This is a genomic window from Lysobacter sp. Soil_N_51 (assembly GCF_057655755.1).
In genome coordinates this window covers 441,037-459,887 of record NZ_JBDGLR010000004.1, presented here as the reverse complement: position 1 = coordinate 459,887, position 18,851 = coordinate 441,037, and the positions used below count along the sequence as shown (strand labels likewise).

13 protein-coding genes are annotated in these 18,851 nt (G+C 65.8%); 9 read left to right on the top strand and 4 right to left on the bottom strand.

Annotated elements, in window-relative coordinates:
- Positions 1-78 precede the first annotated feature (78 nt).
- From wecB to AC3A4T_RS09210, 4 genes are all read right to left on the bottom strand, one after another.
- On the bottom strand, positions 79-2,448 hold the full coding sequence (gene wecB, locus AC3A4T_RS09225) for a non-hydrolyzing UDP-N-acetylglucosamine 2-epimerase (RefSeq protein ID WP_487675112.1): 2,370 nt from the start codon (positions 2,446-2,448) through the stop codon (positions 79-81).
- Positions 2,449-2,850: 402 nt separating this feature from the next.
- Positions 2,851-3,105, bottom strand: coding sequence for a hypothetical protein (locus AC3A4T_RS09220; RefSeq protein ID WP_487675111.1), 255 nt, complete (start codon positions 3,103-3,105; stop codon positions 2,851-2,853).
- Positions 3,098-5,326: a polysaccharide biosynthesis tyrosine autokinase gene (locus AC3A4T_RS09215; RefSeq protein WP_487675110.1), complete on the bottom strand. Its 2,229-nt coding sequence runs from the start codon at positions 5,324-5,326 to the stop codon at positions 3,098-3,100. Before AC3A4T_RS09215 ends, AC3A4T_RS09220 begins: the two co-directional genes overlap by 8 nt.
- Before the next feature lie 51 nt (positions 5,327-5,377).
- Positions 5,378-5,812, bottom strand: coding sequence for a low molecular weight protein-tyrosine-phosphatase (locus tag AC3A4T_RS09210; protein ID WP_487675109.1), 435 nt, complete (start codon positions 5,810-5,812; stop codon positions 5,378-5,380).
- Between the two features lie 662 nt (positions 5,813-6,474).
- On the opposite strand from AC3A4T_RS09210, the gene AC3A4T_RS09205 reads away from it, so the two are divergent.
- The 9 genes from AC3A4T_RS09205 (at position 6,475) to AC3A4T_RS09165 (ending at position 18,734) form a co-directional block, all read left to right on the top strand.
- Positions 6,475-7,578, top strand: coding sequence for a polysaccharide biosynthesis/export family protein (locus AC3A4T_RS09205; RefSeq protein WP_487675108.1), 1,104 nt, complete (start codon positions 6,475-6,477; stop codon positions 7,576-7,578).
- 300 nt (positions 7,579-7,878) lie between these two features.
- Positions 7,879-9,654 carry a CocE/NonD family hydrolase gene (locus tag AC3A4T_RS09200; protein WP_487675107.1) on the top strand — a complete coding sequence of 592 codons (1,776 nt, stop codon included), beginning with the start codon at positions 7,879-7,881 and terminating at the stop codon, positions 9,652-9,654.
- 640 nt (positions 9,655-10,294) lie between these two features.
- Positions 10,295-11,914, top strand: coding sequence for a methyl-accepting chemotaxis protein (locus tag AC3A4T_RS09195; RefSeq protein WP_487675106.1), 1,620 nt, complete (start codon positions 10,295-10,297; stop codon positions 11,912-11,914).
- A gap of 40 nt (positions 11,915-11,954) precedes the next feature.
- Positions 11,955-12,455 (top strand): chemotaxis protein CheW, encoded by a 501-nt coding sequence (locus AC3A4T_RS09190; protein WP_487675105.1) that lies wholly within the window; start codon positions 11,955-11,957, stop codon positions 12,453-12,455.
- A complete protein-coding gene (locus AC3A4T_RS09185) occupies positions 12,452-13,768 on the top strand; it encodes a CheR family methyltransferase (RefSeq protein ID WP_487675104.1) in 1,317 nt (438 codons plus the stop codon). Before AC3A4T_RS09190 ends, AC3A4T_RS09185 begins: the two co-directional genes overlap by 4 nt.
- Positions 13,769-13,778: 10 nt before the next feature.
- Complete coding sequence (locus AC3A4T_RS09180; RefSeq protein WP_487675103.1) at positions 13,779-14,396, top strand: chemotaxis protein CheW; 618 nt, start codon at positions 13,779-13,781, stop codon at positions 14,394-14,396.
- Positions 14,393-16,708, top strand: coding sequence for a hybrid sensor histidine kinase/response regulator (locus AC3A4T_RS09175; protein WP_487675102.1), 2,316 nt, complete (start codon positions 14,393-14,395; stop codon positions 16,706-16,708). The genes AC3A4T_RS09180 and AC3A4T_RS09175 overlap by 4 nt, the downstream gene beginning before the upstream one ends.
- Complete coding sequence (gene cheB / locus AC3A4T_RS09170; protein WP_487675101.1) at positions 16,705-17,724, top strand: chemotaxis-specific protein-glutamate methyltransferase CheB; 1,020 nt, start codon at positions 16,705-16,707, stop codon at positions 17,722-17,724. The genes AC3A4T_RS09175 and cheB overlap by 4 nt, the downstream gene beginning before the upstream one ends.
- Entirely contained in the window at positions 17,721-18,734 is a 1,014-nt protein-coding gene (locus AC3A4T_RS09165; protein ID WP_487675100.1) for a GGDEF domain-containing response regulator, read from the top strand. The genes cheB and AC3A4T_RS09165 overlap by 4 nt, the downstream gene beginning before the upstream one ends.
- Positions 18,735-18,851: the final 117 nt, after the last annotated feature.

The following is an 18,851-nucleotide window of genomic DNA, read 5'->3' as shown; positions in this document are numbered from 1 at the left end:
CCGGTAGGCCCCGTGGGGAGGCGCAATGGGTGTCGTATCCGCCGCGGACGCGACGGTCCGCGGCGAAGGGAAGGAAACTCAGGCGGCCAAGCGCGATTCGCCGTGCTTGAACAGAGCCAGCGCTTCGACGATGCGCTGACAGGCCTTGCCGTCGCCGTAGGGGTTGTGGGCGAAGCTCATCGCCTCGTAGGCGGCACGATCGTCGAGCAACGCGGTGATGCCGTCGGCGATCAGCTTGCGGTCGGTGCCGACCAGCTTGACCGTGCCGGCCGACACCGCTTCCGGACGCTCGGTGGTGTCGCGCATGACCAGCACCGGCTTGCCGAGCGACGGCGCTTCTTCCTGGATGCCGCCCGAGTCGGTCAGGATGATGTACGCGGCATTCATCAGGTAGACGAAGGGCAGGTAGTCCAGCGGCTCGATCAGATGGATGGTCGGAATGTCGCGCAGCAGGCGGTTGACCGGTTCGCGCACCTGCGGATTGAGATGCACGGGATAAACGATGTCGACATCGGGATGGCGCAGCGCGGTGTCGCGCAGCGCGTGGCAGATGCGTTCGAAACCGCCGCCGAAGCTTTCGCGACGATGGCCGGTGACCAGGACGATCCGCCGCTTGGGATCGAGGAACGCGAACTGCGATTCGAGTTCGTGACGCAGCGACGGCGTGTTCTCGATTCGCAGCAGTACCTCGCGCAAGGCATCGATCACGGTATTGCCGGTGATCTGGATGCGCCCGGTCGGGATGCCTTCGTCGAGCAGGTTGCGCCCGGACAGTTCGGTAGGAGCGAAATGCATCGATGCCAGCGCGCCGGTGAGCTTGCGGTTGGCTTCTTCCGGCCACGGCGAATACAGGTTGCCGGTACGCAGGCCGGCCTCGACGTGGGCGACCGGAATCTGCTGGTAGTACGCGGCCAGGGTGGTCGCCATGGTGGTCGAGGTGTCGCCGTGGACCAGCACCACATCGGGCTTGAGTTCCGACAGCACCTTCTTCATGCCGGTCAGGATCGCGGTGGTGATGTCGGTCAGGTCCTGGCCGGGCTTCATGATGTCCAGGTCGAAGTGCGGCTGGATCTCGAACAACTGCAGCACCTGGTCGAGCATCTGCCGATGCTGGCCGGTGACGCACACGCGCGCGTCGAAACGCGGGTCCTGCGCCAGCATCAGCGCCAACGGCCCCATCTTGATCGCTTCGGGACGGGTGCCGAACACGCACAGGGTCTTGATCGTGCGCGCGGCCTGCGGCATCGCTCCGGCGGGTATCGGCGCAGGCATCGGCGCGGGCGCGGCGGCGAGCTCGCCGGCCAGGCCGTTGCGGGCATACGCCAGCGGCGCCGGCACTTCGGCTTCGGGCAGTTTGCCCGGGTTCTGCGGCGAAAACGCCAGTTCGTTATCGCTGTCCGCGGCCGGCTCAAGCAAAGCGCGCTTGAGCTTTCCGCCGTACGACAGGCTGATCGCATACACGCACAGCGCCGCGGCGAACAGCAGCAGGCCGATCCCGACCGGTTGCTGGCGCAGCGCATAGCCCAGCGCGATCAGGCTGCAGGCGATACCGATCATGGTCAGCAGCGCGTTGTTCGGCGAACGGCCCTGGTCGATCAGCATGTAGTGCAGGTGCTGGCGATCGGGCTTGAACGGCGACAGGCCCTTGCGCACGCGGCGGTACATCACGGTGAGGGTTTCGAACACCGGCAGGGCCACGCACCACGCCGCCTCGGCCGCGTCGATGCGCGGCGAGCCGCGCTGGCTCAGCCAGATCAGGCTCCAGGCGAGCACGTAGCCGATCAGCATGCTGCCGGCGTCGCCCATGAACAGTTTGCGTCCGGGCACGCCGCCGAGATTGACGAACAGGTACGGCGTCAACGCGGTGAACAGCAGCAACAGCACCGGCAGCGCGCCGCTGGCGCCGGCGCTGCCGCCGCCGAACAGGAAGATCGCGCCGATGCAGACCAGGGCCAGACTGCCGGCGAGTCCGTCGATGCCGTCGAGCATGTTGAAGGCGTTGATCATGCCCACCACCGCGATCAGCGTGACCGGAATGCCGAGCCAGCCCAGACGGATCGCGCCGGTGCCGAACAGATCGCCGAGCTGATCCAGGTACAGGCCGCTGCCGGACATCATCAATGCGGCCGCGCCGGTCTGCACCAGCAGGCGGGTGCGAACGCTCAGGTCGCGGGCGTCGTCGACCGCGCCGACCAGCACGATCAGCGCGGCGCTGCCGAGCAGGCACAGCGCGAAGCGATCGTGCAGGCCCAGGTAGACCGCGCCGGCGAGCAGGCCGGCGAAGAAACACAGACCGCCGATCACCGGCACATGGCCTTTGTGCTTCTTGCGCGCGTTGGGACGGTCGATCAGCCCCAGCGCGTTGGCGGCGGGGTACATCGCATACATCGCGATGCAGGTGACCAATAAAGTCAGCGTGCACGCTATGACGAATTGTTCTTTCAACATGACCGTGAGTCCAAGGAAAGTCTTCGGTGTGACCAGCCGACGACCGCCCCCTCGGTCAATCCTGTTCTTTTGCTTTTGGTGCTTTTGTTCTTAACGCAGCTACGCGTTGCTCCTGTTGATCTGGCGGAGCGTTCGATCTTGTTGAAACCTTATGGCGATGCCGGCTTGTTATGGATGTTGTTGCCGCCGCATTCCTGCAGCCGTATGTGCACGGTGCTCAAGTCGATGCGGTGCGCGTCGCATCGGGTGAATCGGATCGGAAGAATCGGATCGGAAGAATCGGATCGGAAGAATCGGATCGGAAGAATCGGATCGGAAGAATCGGATCGATTCGTCTCGAATAGCATCGTGCCACTTCGGGTTGCGCGATACTGTGAGTTGGTAAGGAGTTTATCGCTGTTTTCACGATTGCTTGCCGAAAACGTGCGCGAAGTTCATAAGCTGTAAACAGATGTTTCGTGGTTGATGGTGTCGTGCAAATGTTTCTGTTGTTAGAGATTGATGCGCGCCGGGCATGCCGTCATCGCGATGCGTTATGAAGCGCTCATTTTGATTGCGATCGCGCGCGTGGAATCGCGCGATCCCGTGGCGGCGGTCGCGCTGCGTCCGGGCCGCGCGACGCGGCTTCGCGAACGTCTTGTCCGCGCGTTCAGCCATCGGCCTTGCCCTGGTACTGATAGCCGTAGACGTAATGGGTGTCGTGGCGCCGCTCGACCGCGTTGAAGATCGCGCCGCGCAGTTCGATGCCGTTGTGTTCGAAGCGCTGTTTGGCCAGCGCCAGTTCCTTGGCCGGATTGAGGCCGAAGCGGGCGACCATCAGGCTGGTCGCGGCGTGGCGGCCGATGATCGCCGCATCGGTCACCGCCAGGATCGGCGGCGTGTCGACGATCACCAGGTCGTACTGCTGCGCGGTGGTCTGCAGCAGCGCGGCAAGGTTGGGGCGCATCAACAGTTCCGACGGATTCGGCGGCGCCTCGCCGCGCGGGATGAAATGCAGCCCGTCGATGGCCGACGCGCGCGTGGCGGTGGCCAGATCGATCTTGCCGGCCAGCAAGTCGGCCAGGCCGTTGTCGTTGCTGTGTCCCATCACCCGGTGCAAGGTGCCGCGGCGCATGTCGCCGTCGATCAGCAACACCCGCTGGCCGCCCTGGGTGATCACCGCGGCGAGATTGGTCGAGACGAAGGTCTTGCCGGCGCCGGGGCTGGAGCCGCAGATCATCAGGATGTTGTTCTTTGCTTCCAGCCGGGCGAAATGCAGCGAGGTGCGCAGGCTGCGGATCGCTTCGATCGCCAGATCCGACGGCGCGTCCAGCGCCAGCAGCTGCGGACGGTTGCTGCCGCGCGCGTTGCCGGCGTGCAGTTTGCGGCCGTTGCTTTCGTGGTCGCGCTGGTAATCGCTCATCGGGATCGAGGCGTACACCGGCAGGCCGAGGTCCTCGATCTGCTTCACGTCCTCGATGCCGCGGTTGAGCATCTGCCGCAGGAATACCCAGGCGACGGCGAGAAAACCGGCGAGGAAGGTGCCGATCACCAACAGCTGCAGGCGCTTGGGCTTGATCGGCTGACTGACGTCGACCACCGACTTGTCGACCACGCGCGCGTTGCCGACCGTGCCGGCGCGGGCGATGTCGAGTTGCTGCGCCTGGTTCAACAGGTTGGTGTAGGTGAGCGTGCTGACCTGGACCTCGCGGGTCAGCCCGAGTAACTGTTGCTGGGTCTGCGGCAGGCCGCCGATGCGGTCGTTGATTTCCTGCTTTTTGCCTTCCAATTCGCCCAATTGCGCCATCAAGGCGCGATAGGCCGGATGCTGCGGGGTGAAGCGGCGGCTGACTTCGGCCTGTTGCAGCTTCAATTGCGAAACGTTGTTGTCCAGCGCGACGACCTGATCGAGCAGCGACTTGGCTTCCAAGGTCACATCGACGGTATGCGCCTGCGACTGATACTCGGCCAGCGCGTGCTCGGCCTTTTCCAGATCGGCGCGCACGTTCGGCAACTGCTTCTGCACGAACTGCAGGCTGCTGGCGGCTTCGGCGGAATTGCGCTCGACGTTCTGGCGGGTGTACTGGCGGGTAATCGCGTCCAGCGTCGCCACCGCGAGATCGGGATCGCCGTTCTCGTAGCTGAGCTGGATGATTCCGGAGTCCTTGGCCTTCTCGCTCGCGGTCAGGTTGTTCTGCAGCGCGGTCAGAATCGCCAGACGCGGCAACTGGGTGATCTCGAAGCGCATGCCCGGATGCGCGCTCATCTGCTGCACCCGCAGGCTGACCGCGCCGGCGCTGGCTTTCTCGCCGACCTTGCCGTTGAGCAGAAGATTGTCTTCGTCGTCATACAGTGCGTATGCGCCGGCTTCGGCGGCGACCAGCACCAGCGGCTTGGCGACCAGTTCCTCGGGCACGCTCAACTGCGACAGCGCCAGGGTTTCGCCGCCCCAGCCGTAGCTGTTCATGCCGAGCCACGGCGAGGCCAGATCGCCCGGCGCGGCGGGCTGAAAGCGGCGCGCCAACAACGAACCGATCAAGGGAAAGCGCTTGGGCTCGACCTGTACGTCCAGCTTGAGATCGTCGACGGCCTTGCCGACCACGGTGCGCGAGGTCATCAGCGCGATCTCGGTGACTGCCTGCGGCGCCGAATCGGTCAGCGCCTGCGATACCGCGGTCAGGCCGGGCAGGGTGGGCGAGTTCGACTCCACCTGCACCATCGCATTGGCCTGATACACCGGCGAGGCCAGCAGCACGTACATCAGGCTCAGCACGAAGCCGGCCGCGGTGACGATGCCGATCAGCCAGCGATGGTCGAGCAAGGTGCCGAGCAACGCGGCCAGATCGATCTCGTCGTTGCTGTCCTGGCGCGAGCCAGGTGGCGTGGATACTGCCGACATTAGGGTGAGTACCTGTCAAGTGAAGCCTGCCGCGAACCGCGATGCGACAACTTATAGATAGCCCCGCCAGCTACTCACCCCTGAGCTGATCAACTGGTAGGACTGTTCGAAAACGCTGCGCGACTGCCGGTACGGATCGGGGATGCTGGCGTTGTCCAGCCATTTCCCGAGCAGATACGTCTTGCCTCGCGCATGCGGCGAAATCCGGAGCACGGCATCGACATGCCATGGTTCCATGGTCAACACCAGATCGGCCGCGTCGATCATCGCGCGGTCGATCTGTCGAGCAACATGCGATTGCCCCGACATTCCATGTTGATTGAGCACAGCCTGCGCTGTGGCGTCGATCGGGTGGCCCTTGACGGCGGCCAGTCCCGCGGATTCGACGGTGACGTCCAGGTCGTGGAGTTGTTGGCGCAACAGCACTTCAGCGGTGGGACTTCGGCAGATATTGCCGACGCATACGATCAGAACTCGACGGAACACACGTTATGAGACCTCAATCGTTGCGGAGCTATCGTTTCAGAACTTCGATTACACAACGGCGACGATCGCGAAGATTTCTTGTCTTGCGATCGTGCGTGCATCGATGTGCGGCACATCGGATGTGACGGCCGAAAATGTAAGAGCTGTCCATGACAGGGTCAACACGCACGTGAATTTTCGCGATGAGGGCGTGACGCAAGTCACCGCGATGTTTGCGGCATGAGTGCACAGGCTTGCTGGGCGGGGCATGCGCGACATCTGATGTCGCATCGACAATGCGATGCCGCCGTTAAATAAACGTCAAATGCAGCGTAAAAACAGGCGTATTCCGAATGCAAGCTGTACCTGGGTCGCATCCGATGGCGAAAACGTGATCGCGTTCCGATCATCGCGGCGATGAGGTGAGAGCGCTCGCTATACTTTCGCGACAGGGCGACAAGATCGATTTCATCGTTGAGGTTTCATGCAAGATCCGTACCGCGACTGCCTCGCCCGCGCAGTCGATCCTCTGCATCGCTCGCCGCGCATCGCCACGCCGGCCGCGTCCATCCATCGAATCGCAACGTCGCGTCGACAGGATCGTCGATTCAGCGCGCGCGTCTGACCTTGAGTGCTCACCCAGAGTTCTCACCTCGAATTCGCGACTTAGAGACGATCCACTCATGAGAAAGCTTTCGCGCGCTCTGGCCCTCACGGCCATCGCCGGACTCGGCGGCTGCATGTGGGCGCCCGGGCAGTACATGTCGCCCAAGCAGTTCGCGCCCGGCAAGACGATCGAGGACGGGCATATCCAGCTGGTCACGATCACCCCGCAGTTCCTGGCGAGCGAGCACGCGGCCAGCGCGACCGCGGCGCTGCCCACCGAGTTGTTGAGCTATCAGCCCGAGCCGTATCGCATCGGCGCCGGCGATACCTTGTACATCACCATCTGGGATCATCCCGAACTCACTTCGCCGGCCGGCACCCAGCAGCAGCCGGCGGCGAACGGACGTCTGGTCCGGCCCGACGGCACCTTGTTCTATCCCTATGTCGGCGTGGTCGAGGCGCGCGGCAAGACCATCGAGGAATTGCGCACGATCATCACCCAGCGCATCGCGCGGGTGGTCGAAAGCCCGCAGGTCGACGTCAGCATCATCGACTACGGCAGTCAGCGGGTGACCTTGCAGGGTGCGTTCGTGAAGACCGAACGCCAGCCGATCACCGCCACGCCGTTGACCTTGTCGCAGGCGATCGGCGCGGCGACCGTCGATCCCTTGCGCGCGGACCTGTCCGGACTGGTGCTGACGCGCGCGGGGCGGCAATACCGGCTCGATCTGGATGCGCTCAATCGCGGCGACAACAACGCGCCCGACATCTATCTCAAGGCCGGCGATCATCTGTTCCTGCCGTACAACGACCGCAAGGAAGTGTATGTGGTCGGCGAGGTGATGCGCCCGCAGGCGCTCAACTTCAAGACCACCGACATGACCCTGACCCAGGCGCTGGGCCGGGTCGGCGGGCTCAACCCGCAGACCTCCAAGGGCGAGGCGGTGTATGTGATCCGCGGGGTCGAGGACATGCAGCAAAAACCGGCGACGATCTATCACCTCAACGCCAAATCGCCGGCCTCGTATGCGCTCGCGAGTCAGTTCGCGGTGCGGCCCGGCGATGTGGTGTTCGTCGGTCCGGCCGGGGTGACCCGCTGGAACCGCTTCGTCAATCAGCTGCTGCCGTTGTCGAACGTGATCAACAACGCGGCCAATACCCAGGATCTGCTGGGACGCTGAGTCGCGCCGACGTCCGGCTCGTCGATTCGAGCCGGCGCGGGTCGGTATGCGGTAAACCGCGCGGCGAGCCTGCGCGGTTCGCGGCGCGGGCGTTTTTCACAATTCCGGCACGATGCCGGGCGGCTCGGGTCTGCTAGCCTGCGCGCAAACCAAGCGTCGCCCGCGCGGGCTGCTGCATCGCCCGCAATGCGGACCAGCGACTATCGGTGTTGTTACCTCTCGTGACGGAGCGCAACCATGAAGGCAGGCGTCGCAAGCTGGATGCTCGGCGGACTCCTCGCATCCGCGAGTCTCGTGTCCATGAATGCATGCGCGCAGGACGCCAAGCCCGGAGCCAAGCCAGAAGCCAAGACTGAGCCCGGACCGTTCGATTTCCGCTGGGACGTGCGTATCCCCTTGCGCGACGGAGTCAAGCTCAGCGCGACCCGATACCTGCCGCGCGGACAGAGGCGCGCCGGCCCCTGCGTGTTCTCGCTGACCCCGTACACCGCGCAGCGCAATCACGAACGCGGCAAGTACTTCGCCAGTCACGGCTACGCCTATTACGCGGTCGACGTGCGTGGACGCGGCAACTCCGAAGGCGAGTTCACTGCGCTGCTGCAGGAGGCGCGCGACGGTCACGACGTGGTCGAATGGCTGGCGCAGCAGCCCTCGTGCAACGGCAAGGTGGCGATGAGCGGCGGCTCCTACCTGGGCTATGCGCAATGGGCCACGGTGAAGGAATTGCCGCCGCACCTGGCCACGATCGTGCCGATCGCCTCGGTCGGGCCGGGCGTCGACTTCCCGATCCTCAACAATATTCCCTACACCTACAACATGCAGTGGCTGACCTTCGTCAGCGGCCACACCTCGCAGGACCGGATCTTCGGCGACTTCGGCTTCTGGGCCTCGCAGTACCGGCGCTGGTACGAGGCGCATGCGCCGTACACGCAGCTCGACGAATACATCGGTAACCCGTCGCCGACCTTCCAGACCTGGAACGCGCATCCGTACCAGGACGCCTATTGGGACAGCCACCGTCCCACGCCGGAGCAGTACGCCAAGCTGAGCGTGCCGATCCTCAGCGTCACCGGCCATTACGACGACGATCAGCCCGGTGCGATGAGTTATTACAAAGGCCATATGCGCTACGGCAACGACCGCGCCAAGGCCATGCATTACCTGGTGATCGGACCGTGGGACCACACCGGCACCAGCAGCCCGCGGGCCGAAGTCGGCGGCTTGAAGTTCGGCGAGGCCTCGCTGGTCGACATCAACGCGCTGCATGTCGCCTGGTACGACTGGACGATGAAGCAGGGCAGCAAGCCGGATTTCCTCAAGGACAAGGTCGCGTTCTACGTGGTCGGCGAAGAGGCCTGGCGCTATGCGCCCTCGCTGCAGGCGGTCACCGCGAGCACTCAGGCCTGGTATCTGGATTCGCACAACGGCCGGGCCAACGACATATTCGAATCCGGCCAGTTGCGCGCGACTCAATCCGGCGGCGGCATCGATCGCTACGTCTACGATCCGCTCGACACCAGTCCGCTGGAGTACGAGGACCGGCCGGAGGTGCTCACGCCGACCTATGCCTATCTCACCGATCAGCGCGGGCTGATGATGTCCTCGGGCAAGCACTTGGTCTATCACACGCCCGCGCTGGAACGCGACACCGACATCGCCGGCTTCTTCAAGCTGTCGGCGTATATCGCGCTGGATCAGCCCGATACCGATTTCGCGGCGAAGATCTACGAGGTTAAGGCCGACGGCGGCAGCGTGTTCCTGGCCCAGGAACTGATGCGGGCGCGTTATCGCAAGAGCCTGCGCGAGCCTGAGTTGGTCACGCCCGGTCAGGTCGAACGCTACGACTTCGAGCGGTTCAACTTCACCGCGCGACGCCTGGCCAAGGGCAGCCGCCTGCGTCTGGTGATCGCGCCGCTCAACAGCCTGAGCATGCAGAAGAACTACAACAGCGGCGGCGTGGTCGCGGAAGAGTCCGGCAAGGACGCACGCAAGGTCACGGTCGCGCTGTACCACGACGCGCAGCATCCCAGCGCCTTGTACGTTCCGATCGCGGCGAAGTCGTCGGTGGGGAAATAAGCCGGACGCAGGCATCGAGCCAACCGGTCGCCCGAAGCCCACCCAGGTCTCCCTGGTCTGCCTGTAGGAGCGGCGTAAGCCGCGACCACGACACCGCACCCACGACGCAAGCACATCGAGCGCCCATCGCCCGCGCCGCCTGCAATGCAAGCGCGAACACCCGCGCAAACCGCTGGCCGATCCGACCGGCCGGCCCGCCCAGCCGACCCGCCGCGGCGACCGCCGACGACGTCCGTGATGCTCGGCCGCGCCGCCACGCGATCGGTCAACCGCGCGCCCGACACCACCCTGAGCCGCCGCGGTTCGCCCGCAAAATTTCACAGCGCCGCAACGGCCGCGTTCCGCTCCGCGTGCGCCGCACCCGTGCGCAGCCCGGTTTGGGGAATACACCCTTACCGACCGGACCGACATCGGCCATAGTGTCGATAAGACTCATAAACTAAGTATTTAAAGTGCCAATTACTGGCGTCAGGTATAGCTTATGCTGCAAGAATATACGTAGTGGAGCAGGTCGGCGTTGCTGGCCTGATGCGACCGGACTCCAGTCGAATCAAGTACATACCTTAATCGGCGTGGCCGCCGTTCGGCCATCGCCAGGGCCCGCGGGCAGGGCGTTCGGACGACACAACGGGAACCGGTCATGAGCCAATTCACGATCCGCCAGCGGATCATGTTCAGTTTCGCGATGATTATCGCGGTGACGGTGCTGATGGGCGGACTCGCCCTGCAGCGGCTGAATCACATCCAGATCGAAGAAACCGCCTTGCGCAGCGATTCGATTCCCGGCTTGTATTCGTCGGGCGCGATCGAGACCGAATGGCATGCCTATTACAGCGCGCTGCACGGGCTGTCGGCGCCGGCCGCGAGCGACCGGGCGGCGGCGGTGGCCGGCCTGCGCGACCGCCGCGACGCGTTCGAGGAGGCGATGGCACGTTATCGGGCGACCATCCATGCGGCCGACGACCGGCGCAGCTTCGAGCAGTTCGGCCGCCTGGCCGCCTCGGTGTTCGCCCTGCAGCCTGAGTTGATCAAGGCCGGCGACACCAGCGATCAAGCGCTGCAGCAGGCGCTGCGTTCGCGGATCGGCCCGACCTTCCGCCAGTCGGCCGAACAGATCCGTTCGATCATCCAGTACAACTACAAGCAGGCGGTGGCGTCGGGCACCCGCATCGACGACGCGGTCAAGTCGGCCCAGTTCGGCATCGCCCTGGCCTTCGCCGGCGCGCTGTTGCTGGCGGTGCTGGCCGGGTTCTTCCTGTGGCGGGCGATCACCCGGCCGCTGGACCAGCTGGCGCGCGCATCGGCGGTGATGGCCAAGGGCGATTTCAGCCAGCGCCTGGGTTTCGCCCGCAGCGACGAGTTCGGCGCGGTCGCGCAGGGCTACGACCGCATGAGCACCGATCTGTCCGAGCTGGTCGGGCAGATCCAGACCTCGGGCATCCAGGTCAATTCCTCGATCAACGAAATCACCGCGACCCTGCGCGAACAGCACGCCACCGCCGCCCAGATCGCCGCGACCACCACCGAGATCGGCGCGACCTCGCGCGAGATCGCAGCCACCTCCAAGGAGCTGGCGCGGGCGATGCGCGACGTCGCCGGCAGCGCCGAGCAGACCGCCGACCTCGCCGGCGACGGCCAGGAGGGCGTGGCGCAGATGGAAGACACCATGGGCCGGATGATCGACGCGACCGCGGCGATCAGCAGCAAGCTCGCGGTGCTGGCCGAGAAGGCCAGCAACATCAGCCAGGTCGTCACCACCATCACCAAGGTCGCCGACCAGACCAATCTGCTCTCGCTCAATGCCGCGATCGAGGCCGAGAAGGCCGGCGAATACGGCCGCGGCTTCTCGGTGGTGGCGGTGGAAATCCGCCGTCTCGCCGATCAGACCGCGGTCGCCACCCTCGACATCGAGCAGATGGTGCGCGAGATCCAGTCGGCGGTGTCGGCCGGCGTGATGGGCATGGACAAGTTTTCCGAGGAAGTCCGCCGCGGCACCGGCGACGTGCAGAAGGTCGGCGGCCAGTTGTCGAAGGTGATCGAGCACGTGCAGGCGATGGTGCCGCGTTTCGAGACCGTCAACGAAGGCGTGCAGGCGCAGACCGCCGGCGCCGAGCAGATCAACCTGGCGCTGGCTCAGCTCAGCGAGGCCGCGCAGCAGACCGTCGATGCGCTCAAGCAATCCAATCAGGCCATCGACGAACTGCATCAGGTCAGCGCCGGTCTGCGCGACGGCGTGTCGAAGTTCAAGTTGCTGGCTTGATCGCGCGGGTTGAAGCAGGTTGGTCGAAGCAGGCGCAGTGATGGTTACGCGGACTCAGGCTCGGGAGAACGATGCCGTGTTATTGCTGGTGTTCCATCTCGATCGCGACCGCTACGCCATCGACGCGGCGCAGGTCGTGTCGGTGCTGCCGCTGGTGCGGATCAAGGCGATTCCGCAGGCGCCGCCCGCGGTGGCCGGTCTGTTCGACTGCCGCGGCGAACTGGTGCCGGTGATCGATCTGTGCCAACTGGCCCTGGGGCGCGCCGCGCGAGCGTTGCTGAGCACGCGGATCATCGTGGTGGACTACCCGGGCGACGACGGCCGCATGCGCAAGCTCGGCCTGATCGCCGAGCAGGTGCTGGAGACCCTGCGCCGCGATGCGCACGAATTCGAAGCCAGCGGCGTCGACAACCCCGACGCGCCTTATCTGGGCACGGTCGCCAGCGATGCGCGCGGGCCGATTCAACTGATCGGCGTGCGCGAGCTGTTGCCCGAATCGGTGCGCGAGCTGCTGTTCCAGGCCGCGGCGGCGCAGGCATGAAACTCGACGGCTTCCAGCAATGGCTCAAGGACACGATGGGGCTGGATGCCAACACCATCGGCCCGACCCTGGTCGAGCGCGCGGTGCAGCGGCGGATCACCGCCTGCGATCGCGCCGGCCTGGTCGATTATTGGCAGCTGCTGCGCGATTCCGCGCTGGAGCAGCAGGAACTGATCGAAGCGGTGGTGGTGCCGGAGACTTGGTTCTTCCGCGACGCGCAAGCGTTCGCAACCCTGGCCCGGCATTTCGATCCGCTGTGGGCCGTCTCTCACCCGGGCGAGCGGTTGCGGCTGCTGAGCCTGCCGTGTTCGAGCGGCGAAGAACCCTACACGATGGTGATGAGCCTGTTCGAAGCGGGGTTTCCGATCGAACGGCTCGATATAGACGCGATCGACATCAGCGAACAGGCGCTGGCCAAGGCGCGGCGCGGGCTGTACGGCAACAATTCCTTCCGTGGCGGCGACCTGGGATTTCGCGATCGGCATTTTCAGGCCGTGGCCGGCGGCTGGCAGTTGCCGGCCTCGATCCGCGCGCGGGTCAACTTCATCCAGGGCAACGTGCTCGACCTGGGGTTCCTGCCGGGCGAAGCGCGTTACGACGCGATTTTCTGCCGCAATCTGCTGATCTATTTCGATGAACCCACTCAGGTGCGCACGGTCGAGATCCTGGCGCGGCTGCTGAAACCCGAAGGACTGTTGTACGTTGGTCCGTCCGAGGCGAGCCTGCTGCTGTCGCGCGGCATGACCTCGGCGCAGTTCCCGATGGCGTTCGCGTTTCGCAAGGCCGCGTCGGTGCCGAATCCGCAGGCCGGCATGGCGCCCGGTGCAAACAAATACGTCGCCGACAAGCGCGTCGCGAGCGAGCCGACGCGTCGCGCGGCCACGCCGCTTGCGTTCGCGCCTGCGTCGCCGCGGCGGGTTTCGTCGGCATCGCAGCGCAAGCCCGCGCCGCCGAGACTTACCTCGACCTCGGCCAAGCCGGCGCCCGCCGCCGCCACGCAATCCTCGCTGCTCGATACCGCGCAATCCCTCGCCGATGGCGGACGTTTCGTCGAAGCCGCGGCGGCCTGCGCAGCGCATCTGCAGGCGCAGGGGCCGTCGGTGCGTGCCTTGTACCTGTCCGGCCTGATCCACGGCGCGATGGGCCGCGATGCCCAGGCCGAGGACCATCTGCGCAAGGTCTTGTACCTGGACCCCTGCCACGAGGAGGCGTTGATGCATCTGGCCCTGTTGCTGGAAACCCGCGGCGATGCGGCCGCTGGCCGCGTGCTGCGACTGCGCGCGCAGCGTTGCCGCACGGCGGCGAGCCGATAGGACCGCATCGATGACCGATCATTCCGCCATCGACGCCTCGGCCAGCGCGGTCGCGCAACTGCTCGGCCGCGCGCCCGATTCCGACGCGCTCAGCCGCGCCACCGGCGAGGTCGCGGCCAAGGCCGATGACCTGCGCGCCTTGACCCGCTCGCTGTTCGTGTTCCGCCTGCGCGGCGAATGGCTCGGGCTGCCCGCGGCGATCGTCGACGAAGTGCTGGAGCCGCGCCCGATCCACAGCCTGCCGCATCGCCGCGAAGGCCTGGTGCGCGGCTTGGTCAACGTGCGCGGGCAGCTCACGGTGTGCGTGGCGCTCGAATCGCTGCTCCAAATCGAGGTGTTGCAAATCGATGCGCCGCGGACCGATCCGGAGCGCTCGTCCGCCGGCGCGGCCAGCGTGCTGGGCCGGCGGCTGGTGGTGCTGTCGTGGCAGGATCAACGGCTGGCGTTCGAATCCGACGAAGTGCATGGCGCGCATCGCTACGATCCGGCGCTGGTCGGCGCGGTGCCCGGCACCGTCGCCCTGGCCAGCGCGGCCTTCAGCACCGGCGTGCTGGCGCTGGAAGGCCGCAGCGTGGGTTTGCTCGACGACGGCCTGATGCTGAGCGCAATCAATCGGCGGTTGGGATGAGCACAGGCGATCTGCGCGATTTTTCGCTGCACGACCTGTTCCGCATGGAGGTGGACGGGCAGGCGCAGTTGCTGACCGACGGCCTGCTGGTGCTGGAAGCCCAGCCCGATGCCGCCGCGCAACTGGAGTCGTGCATGCGCGCGGCGCATTCGGTCAAGGGCGCGGCGCGGGTGGTCGGGCTGTCGGCGGCGGTGACCATCGCGCATGCGATGGAGGATTGCCTGGTCGCGGCGCAGGAACGTCGGCTGGTGCTCGATCATGCCGCGATCGACGCCTTGTTCAACGGCATCGACCTGCTCAGCCGCATCGCCGCCACGCCGGCCGAGGAGGCCGAGCCGTGGATGCGCGACGACGCGCCCGAAGCCAAGCGCTATTGCGACGTGTTGGCCGAGGCGTTGCGCTCGGGCGTCAGCCCCGCGCGTGTACCTGCCGCCGCGCCGCGCATCGAGTCACCGCTCGCCAATTCATCTCTCGCTCAAGCAGACAAAGCCGAAGCGCACCAAGTCCAATCGCAACACACCGAAACGCCGCGCAATGAAGTTGTCGGCGATCCGATCGGCGAAGAACGCGTCCTGCGCATCACCGCGCGCAGCCTCAATCGCCTGCTCGGATTGGCCGGCGAATCGCTGGTCGCGTCGCGCTGGCTGGACCCGTACATTCATTCGCTCGGACGGCTCAAGCGCCTGCAACGCGACAGCGCGACCGCGCTGGACCGACTGGCCGAAGTCGCGCCCGCCCTGGCGCGCGATCAACATGCCGCCGCGCTGCTGACCCAGGCGCGTTCGCAGATCGCCGAATCGCAGCGCCTGTTGGCCGATCGCATCGCCCAGCTCGATCTGTTCGAACGCCGCGCCGCCAGCGTCGCTCACCGGTTGTACGACGAAGCGCTGTCCAGCCATATGCGCCCGTTCGCCGACGGCACCCGCGGCTTCAAGCGCATGGTCCGCGATCTGGCGCGCGAACTGGGCAAGCAGGCGCAACTCGAGATCGCCGGCGACAAGACCCAGGTCGATCGCGACGTGCTCGCGCGCCTGGAAGCGCCGCTCGCGCATCTGCTGCGCAACGCGGTCGATCACGGCATCGAAGCGATCGAGTCGCGCCGCGCCGCCGGCAAGCCCGACGCGGGCACGATCCGGCTCGAAGCCCACCACGTATCGGGCCTGCTGGAAATCGTGGTCGAAGACGACGGCCGCGGCATCGACCTGGAACGCATCCGCGAGACCGTCGTCGTGCGTCGCCTTACCGATGCCGACACCGCCTCGCGCCTGAGCCCGGCCGAACTGATGGAATTCCTGTTCCTGCCGGGTTTCACCTTGCGCGAGGTGGTCACCGAGATTTCCGGACGCGGCGTCGGCCTCGACGCGGTCCAGACCATGGTCAAGGAACTGCGCGGCAGCGTGCGGCTGTCGTCGCGGCCCGGCGGCGGTTCGCGTTTCCAGTTGCAACTGCCGCTGACCACCTCGGTGTTGCGCGGCCTGGTGGTGGAGATCGGCGGCGAGCCGTATGCGTTCCCGCTGACCCAGATCAGCAGCACCGCGATGGTTCCGCGCGAACAGGTGCAGTGGCTGGAAGGGCGGCAGCATTTCCAATTGAACGCGCGCAGCATCGGTCTGGTGTCGGCGGCGCAGGTGCTCGGCGGCGCCGAAGCGCAGGCCTCGCCGGAGCAACTGCAAGTGATCGTGGTCGCCGCCAGCGGCGGCGGGCACGAATACGGACTGGCGGTCGAACGCTTCATCGGCGTCAACGAACTGGTGGTGCAGCCGTTGCCCGGCCAGCTCGGCAAGGTCAAGGACATCAGCGCCGGCGCCTTGCTCGACGACGGTACGCCGGTGCTGATCGTCGATGTCGACGATCTGGTGCGTTCGGTCGAACGCCTGGTGTCCACCGGTCGTCTGACTCAATTGCGTTACCACGACCACGCGCAGACGGTGACCCGCAAGCGCGTGCTGGTGGTCGACGATTCGCTGACCGTGCGCGAACTCGAGCGCAAGCTGATCGAGAACGGAGGCTATGCGGTCGAGGTCGCGGTCGACGGCATGGACGGCTGGAACGCGGTGCGCTCCGGGCATTTCGATCTGGTGGTTACCGATATCGACATGCCGCGCATGGACGGCATCGAACTGGTCGGCCTGATCAAGAAAGATCCGCGCCTGCGCGCGTTGCCGGTGATGATCGTGTCGTACAAGGACCGCGAGGAGGACCGCCGCCGCGGTCTCGACGCCGGCGCCGATTTCTATCTGACCAAGGGCGGGTTCCATGAAGAGGCGTTGTTGCAGGCGGTGGTCGACTTGATCGGCGAGGCCTCGGCATGAGGATCGCCATCGTCAACGATCTGGCCCTGGTGGTGGAGGCGCTGCGCCGCGCGATCGGCGTGCGCGGCGAACACAGCGTGGCCTGGACCGCGTCCAGCGGCGAGCAGGCGGTCGAGCGCTGCGCGCAGGACGTTCCCGATCTGGTGCTGATGGATCTGCTGATGCCGGGCATCGGCGGAGTCGAAGCCACGCGCCGGATCATGGCCGCGAGCCCGTGCCCGATCCTGATCGTGACCGCCAGCGTCGGCGGCAACGCGCCGCTGGTGTTCGAAGCCATGGGCCACGGCGCGATGGACGCCACCGATGTTCCCTCGCTGGGTGTCGACAACTCGGTCGGGGTGCGGCAACTGCTGGCCAAGATCGACCTGATCGGCCGCTTGATCGGCGATGCGCCGGCGCCGCCGAAGCGCGCACCGCTGGTGCGCAGCCCGGGCGCGCGGCGCCTGATCGCGATCGGCGCGTCCGCCGGCGGCCCGGCCGCGTTGGCCGATCTGCTCGGGGGATTGCCGGCGAAGTTTCCGGCCGCGATCGTGATCGTTCAGCACATCGACGAAAAATTCGCCTTGAGCATGGCCGATTGGCTTAATCGCTTCTCGCCCAATCCGGTGCGCCTGGCCATGGCCGGCGACCGGCCGCTCGCCGGCACGGTGCTGCTGGCCGGCACCAACGAACACCTGATCCTCGACCAGCGCGGCGCGCTCGCTTACACGCCCGATCCGGTCGAGCAACCCTATCGTCCGTCGGTCGACGTGTTCTTCGACAGCATCAACGCGAACTGGCCCGGCGACATCGTCGGCGTGCTGTTGACCGGCATGGGCCGCGACGGCGCCAAGGGCTTGCAGGCGTTGCGTCTGCGCGGCCACCACACCATCGCCCAGGACCAGGCCAGCAGCGCCGTCTACGGCATGCCCAAGGCCGCCGCCGACCGCGGCGCCGCGGTCGATATTCTCCCGCTGAACGCAATCGCTTCGAAGTTGGAATCCCTCTTCGGAGACACCAGGAACGCAAGCTCATGACCCTGCCTCCCAGCCTCCGTCCCGCGGGATTGCCGCACGAACGCCGCATCGTGGTGTTGCTGGTCGACGACCAGCCCTTCATCGGCGAGGCGGTGCGCCGCGCGCTGGCGAAGGAACGCGACATCGATTTCCACTACTGCAGCTCCGCCAGCGATGCGGTCGCGATGGCCGAATCGCTGCAGCCCACGGTGATCATGCAGGACCTGATCATGCCCGACGTCGACGGCATGACCCTGGTGCATCTGTACAAACTGCATCCGGGCCTGAGCAGCGTGCCGGTGGTTGTGCTGTCGAGCAAGGAGGACGCGGCGGTCAAGAGCCAGGCGTTCGCGACCGGCGCCACCGACTATCTGGTCAAGCTGCCCGATCCGATCGAACTGATCGCGCGGGTGCGGCATTACTCGCAGTCCTATCTCAATCAGGTCGAGCGCGATCTGGCCTATCAGGCGCTGCACGAAAGCCAGCAGAAACTGCTGGAAATGAACGAGACCCTGCGCCGGCTCAGCGACGTGGATGGCCTGACCGGACTCAACAACCGGCGTTACCTCGACCGTTATCTGGATCAGGAATGGCGCCGCGCCGCGCGCGAACGCCGCGATTTCTCGATCCTGATGATCGATGTCGACAACTTCAAGGCCTACAACGACGTCTACGGCCATCTGGCCGGCGACGAAGCGCTCAAGACCGTCGCCAGCGAGATCCAGCGCTGCGCGCATCGCCCGGCCGACGTGGCGGCGCGCTTCGGCGGCGAGGAGTTCTCGTTGATCCTGCCGGCGACTTCGATGGAAGGCGCCAAGCAGATAGCCGACCTGATCTGCGCCAGCGTCTATCAACTCGGCATTCCCAATCGTGGCGCGCCGCTGGAACGCGTCACCGTCAGCGTCGGCGGCGCGACCTGCTCGCTGAGTCAGGTCGAATCGCACGAGACCTTGCTCGAAGCCGCCGACCTCGCACTGTACGAAGCCAAGCGGATGGGCAAGAATCAAGCGATCCTGCGCGAGTTGGGATGATCGCGGCGATCCACCGATGCGCGATCACGCTTCAGCCGGCGGCGATGGCGTAGTCCGAGCAATCAAATCCGATATTCATCACAGTCTGCCGCGTCCGCGCGAGCCCGGCGCGCATCC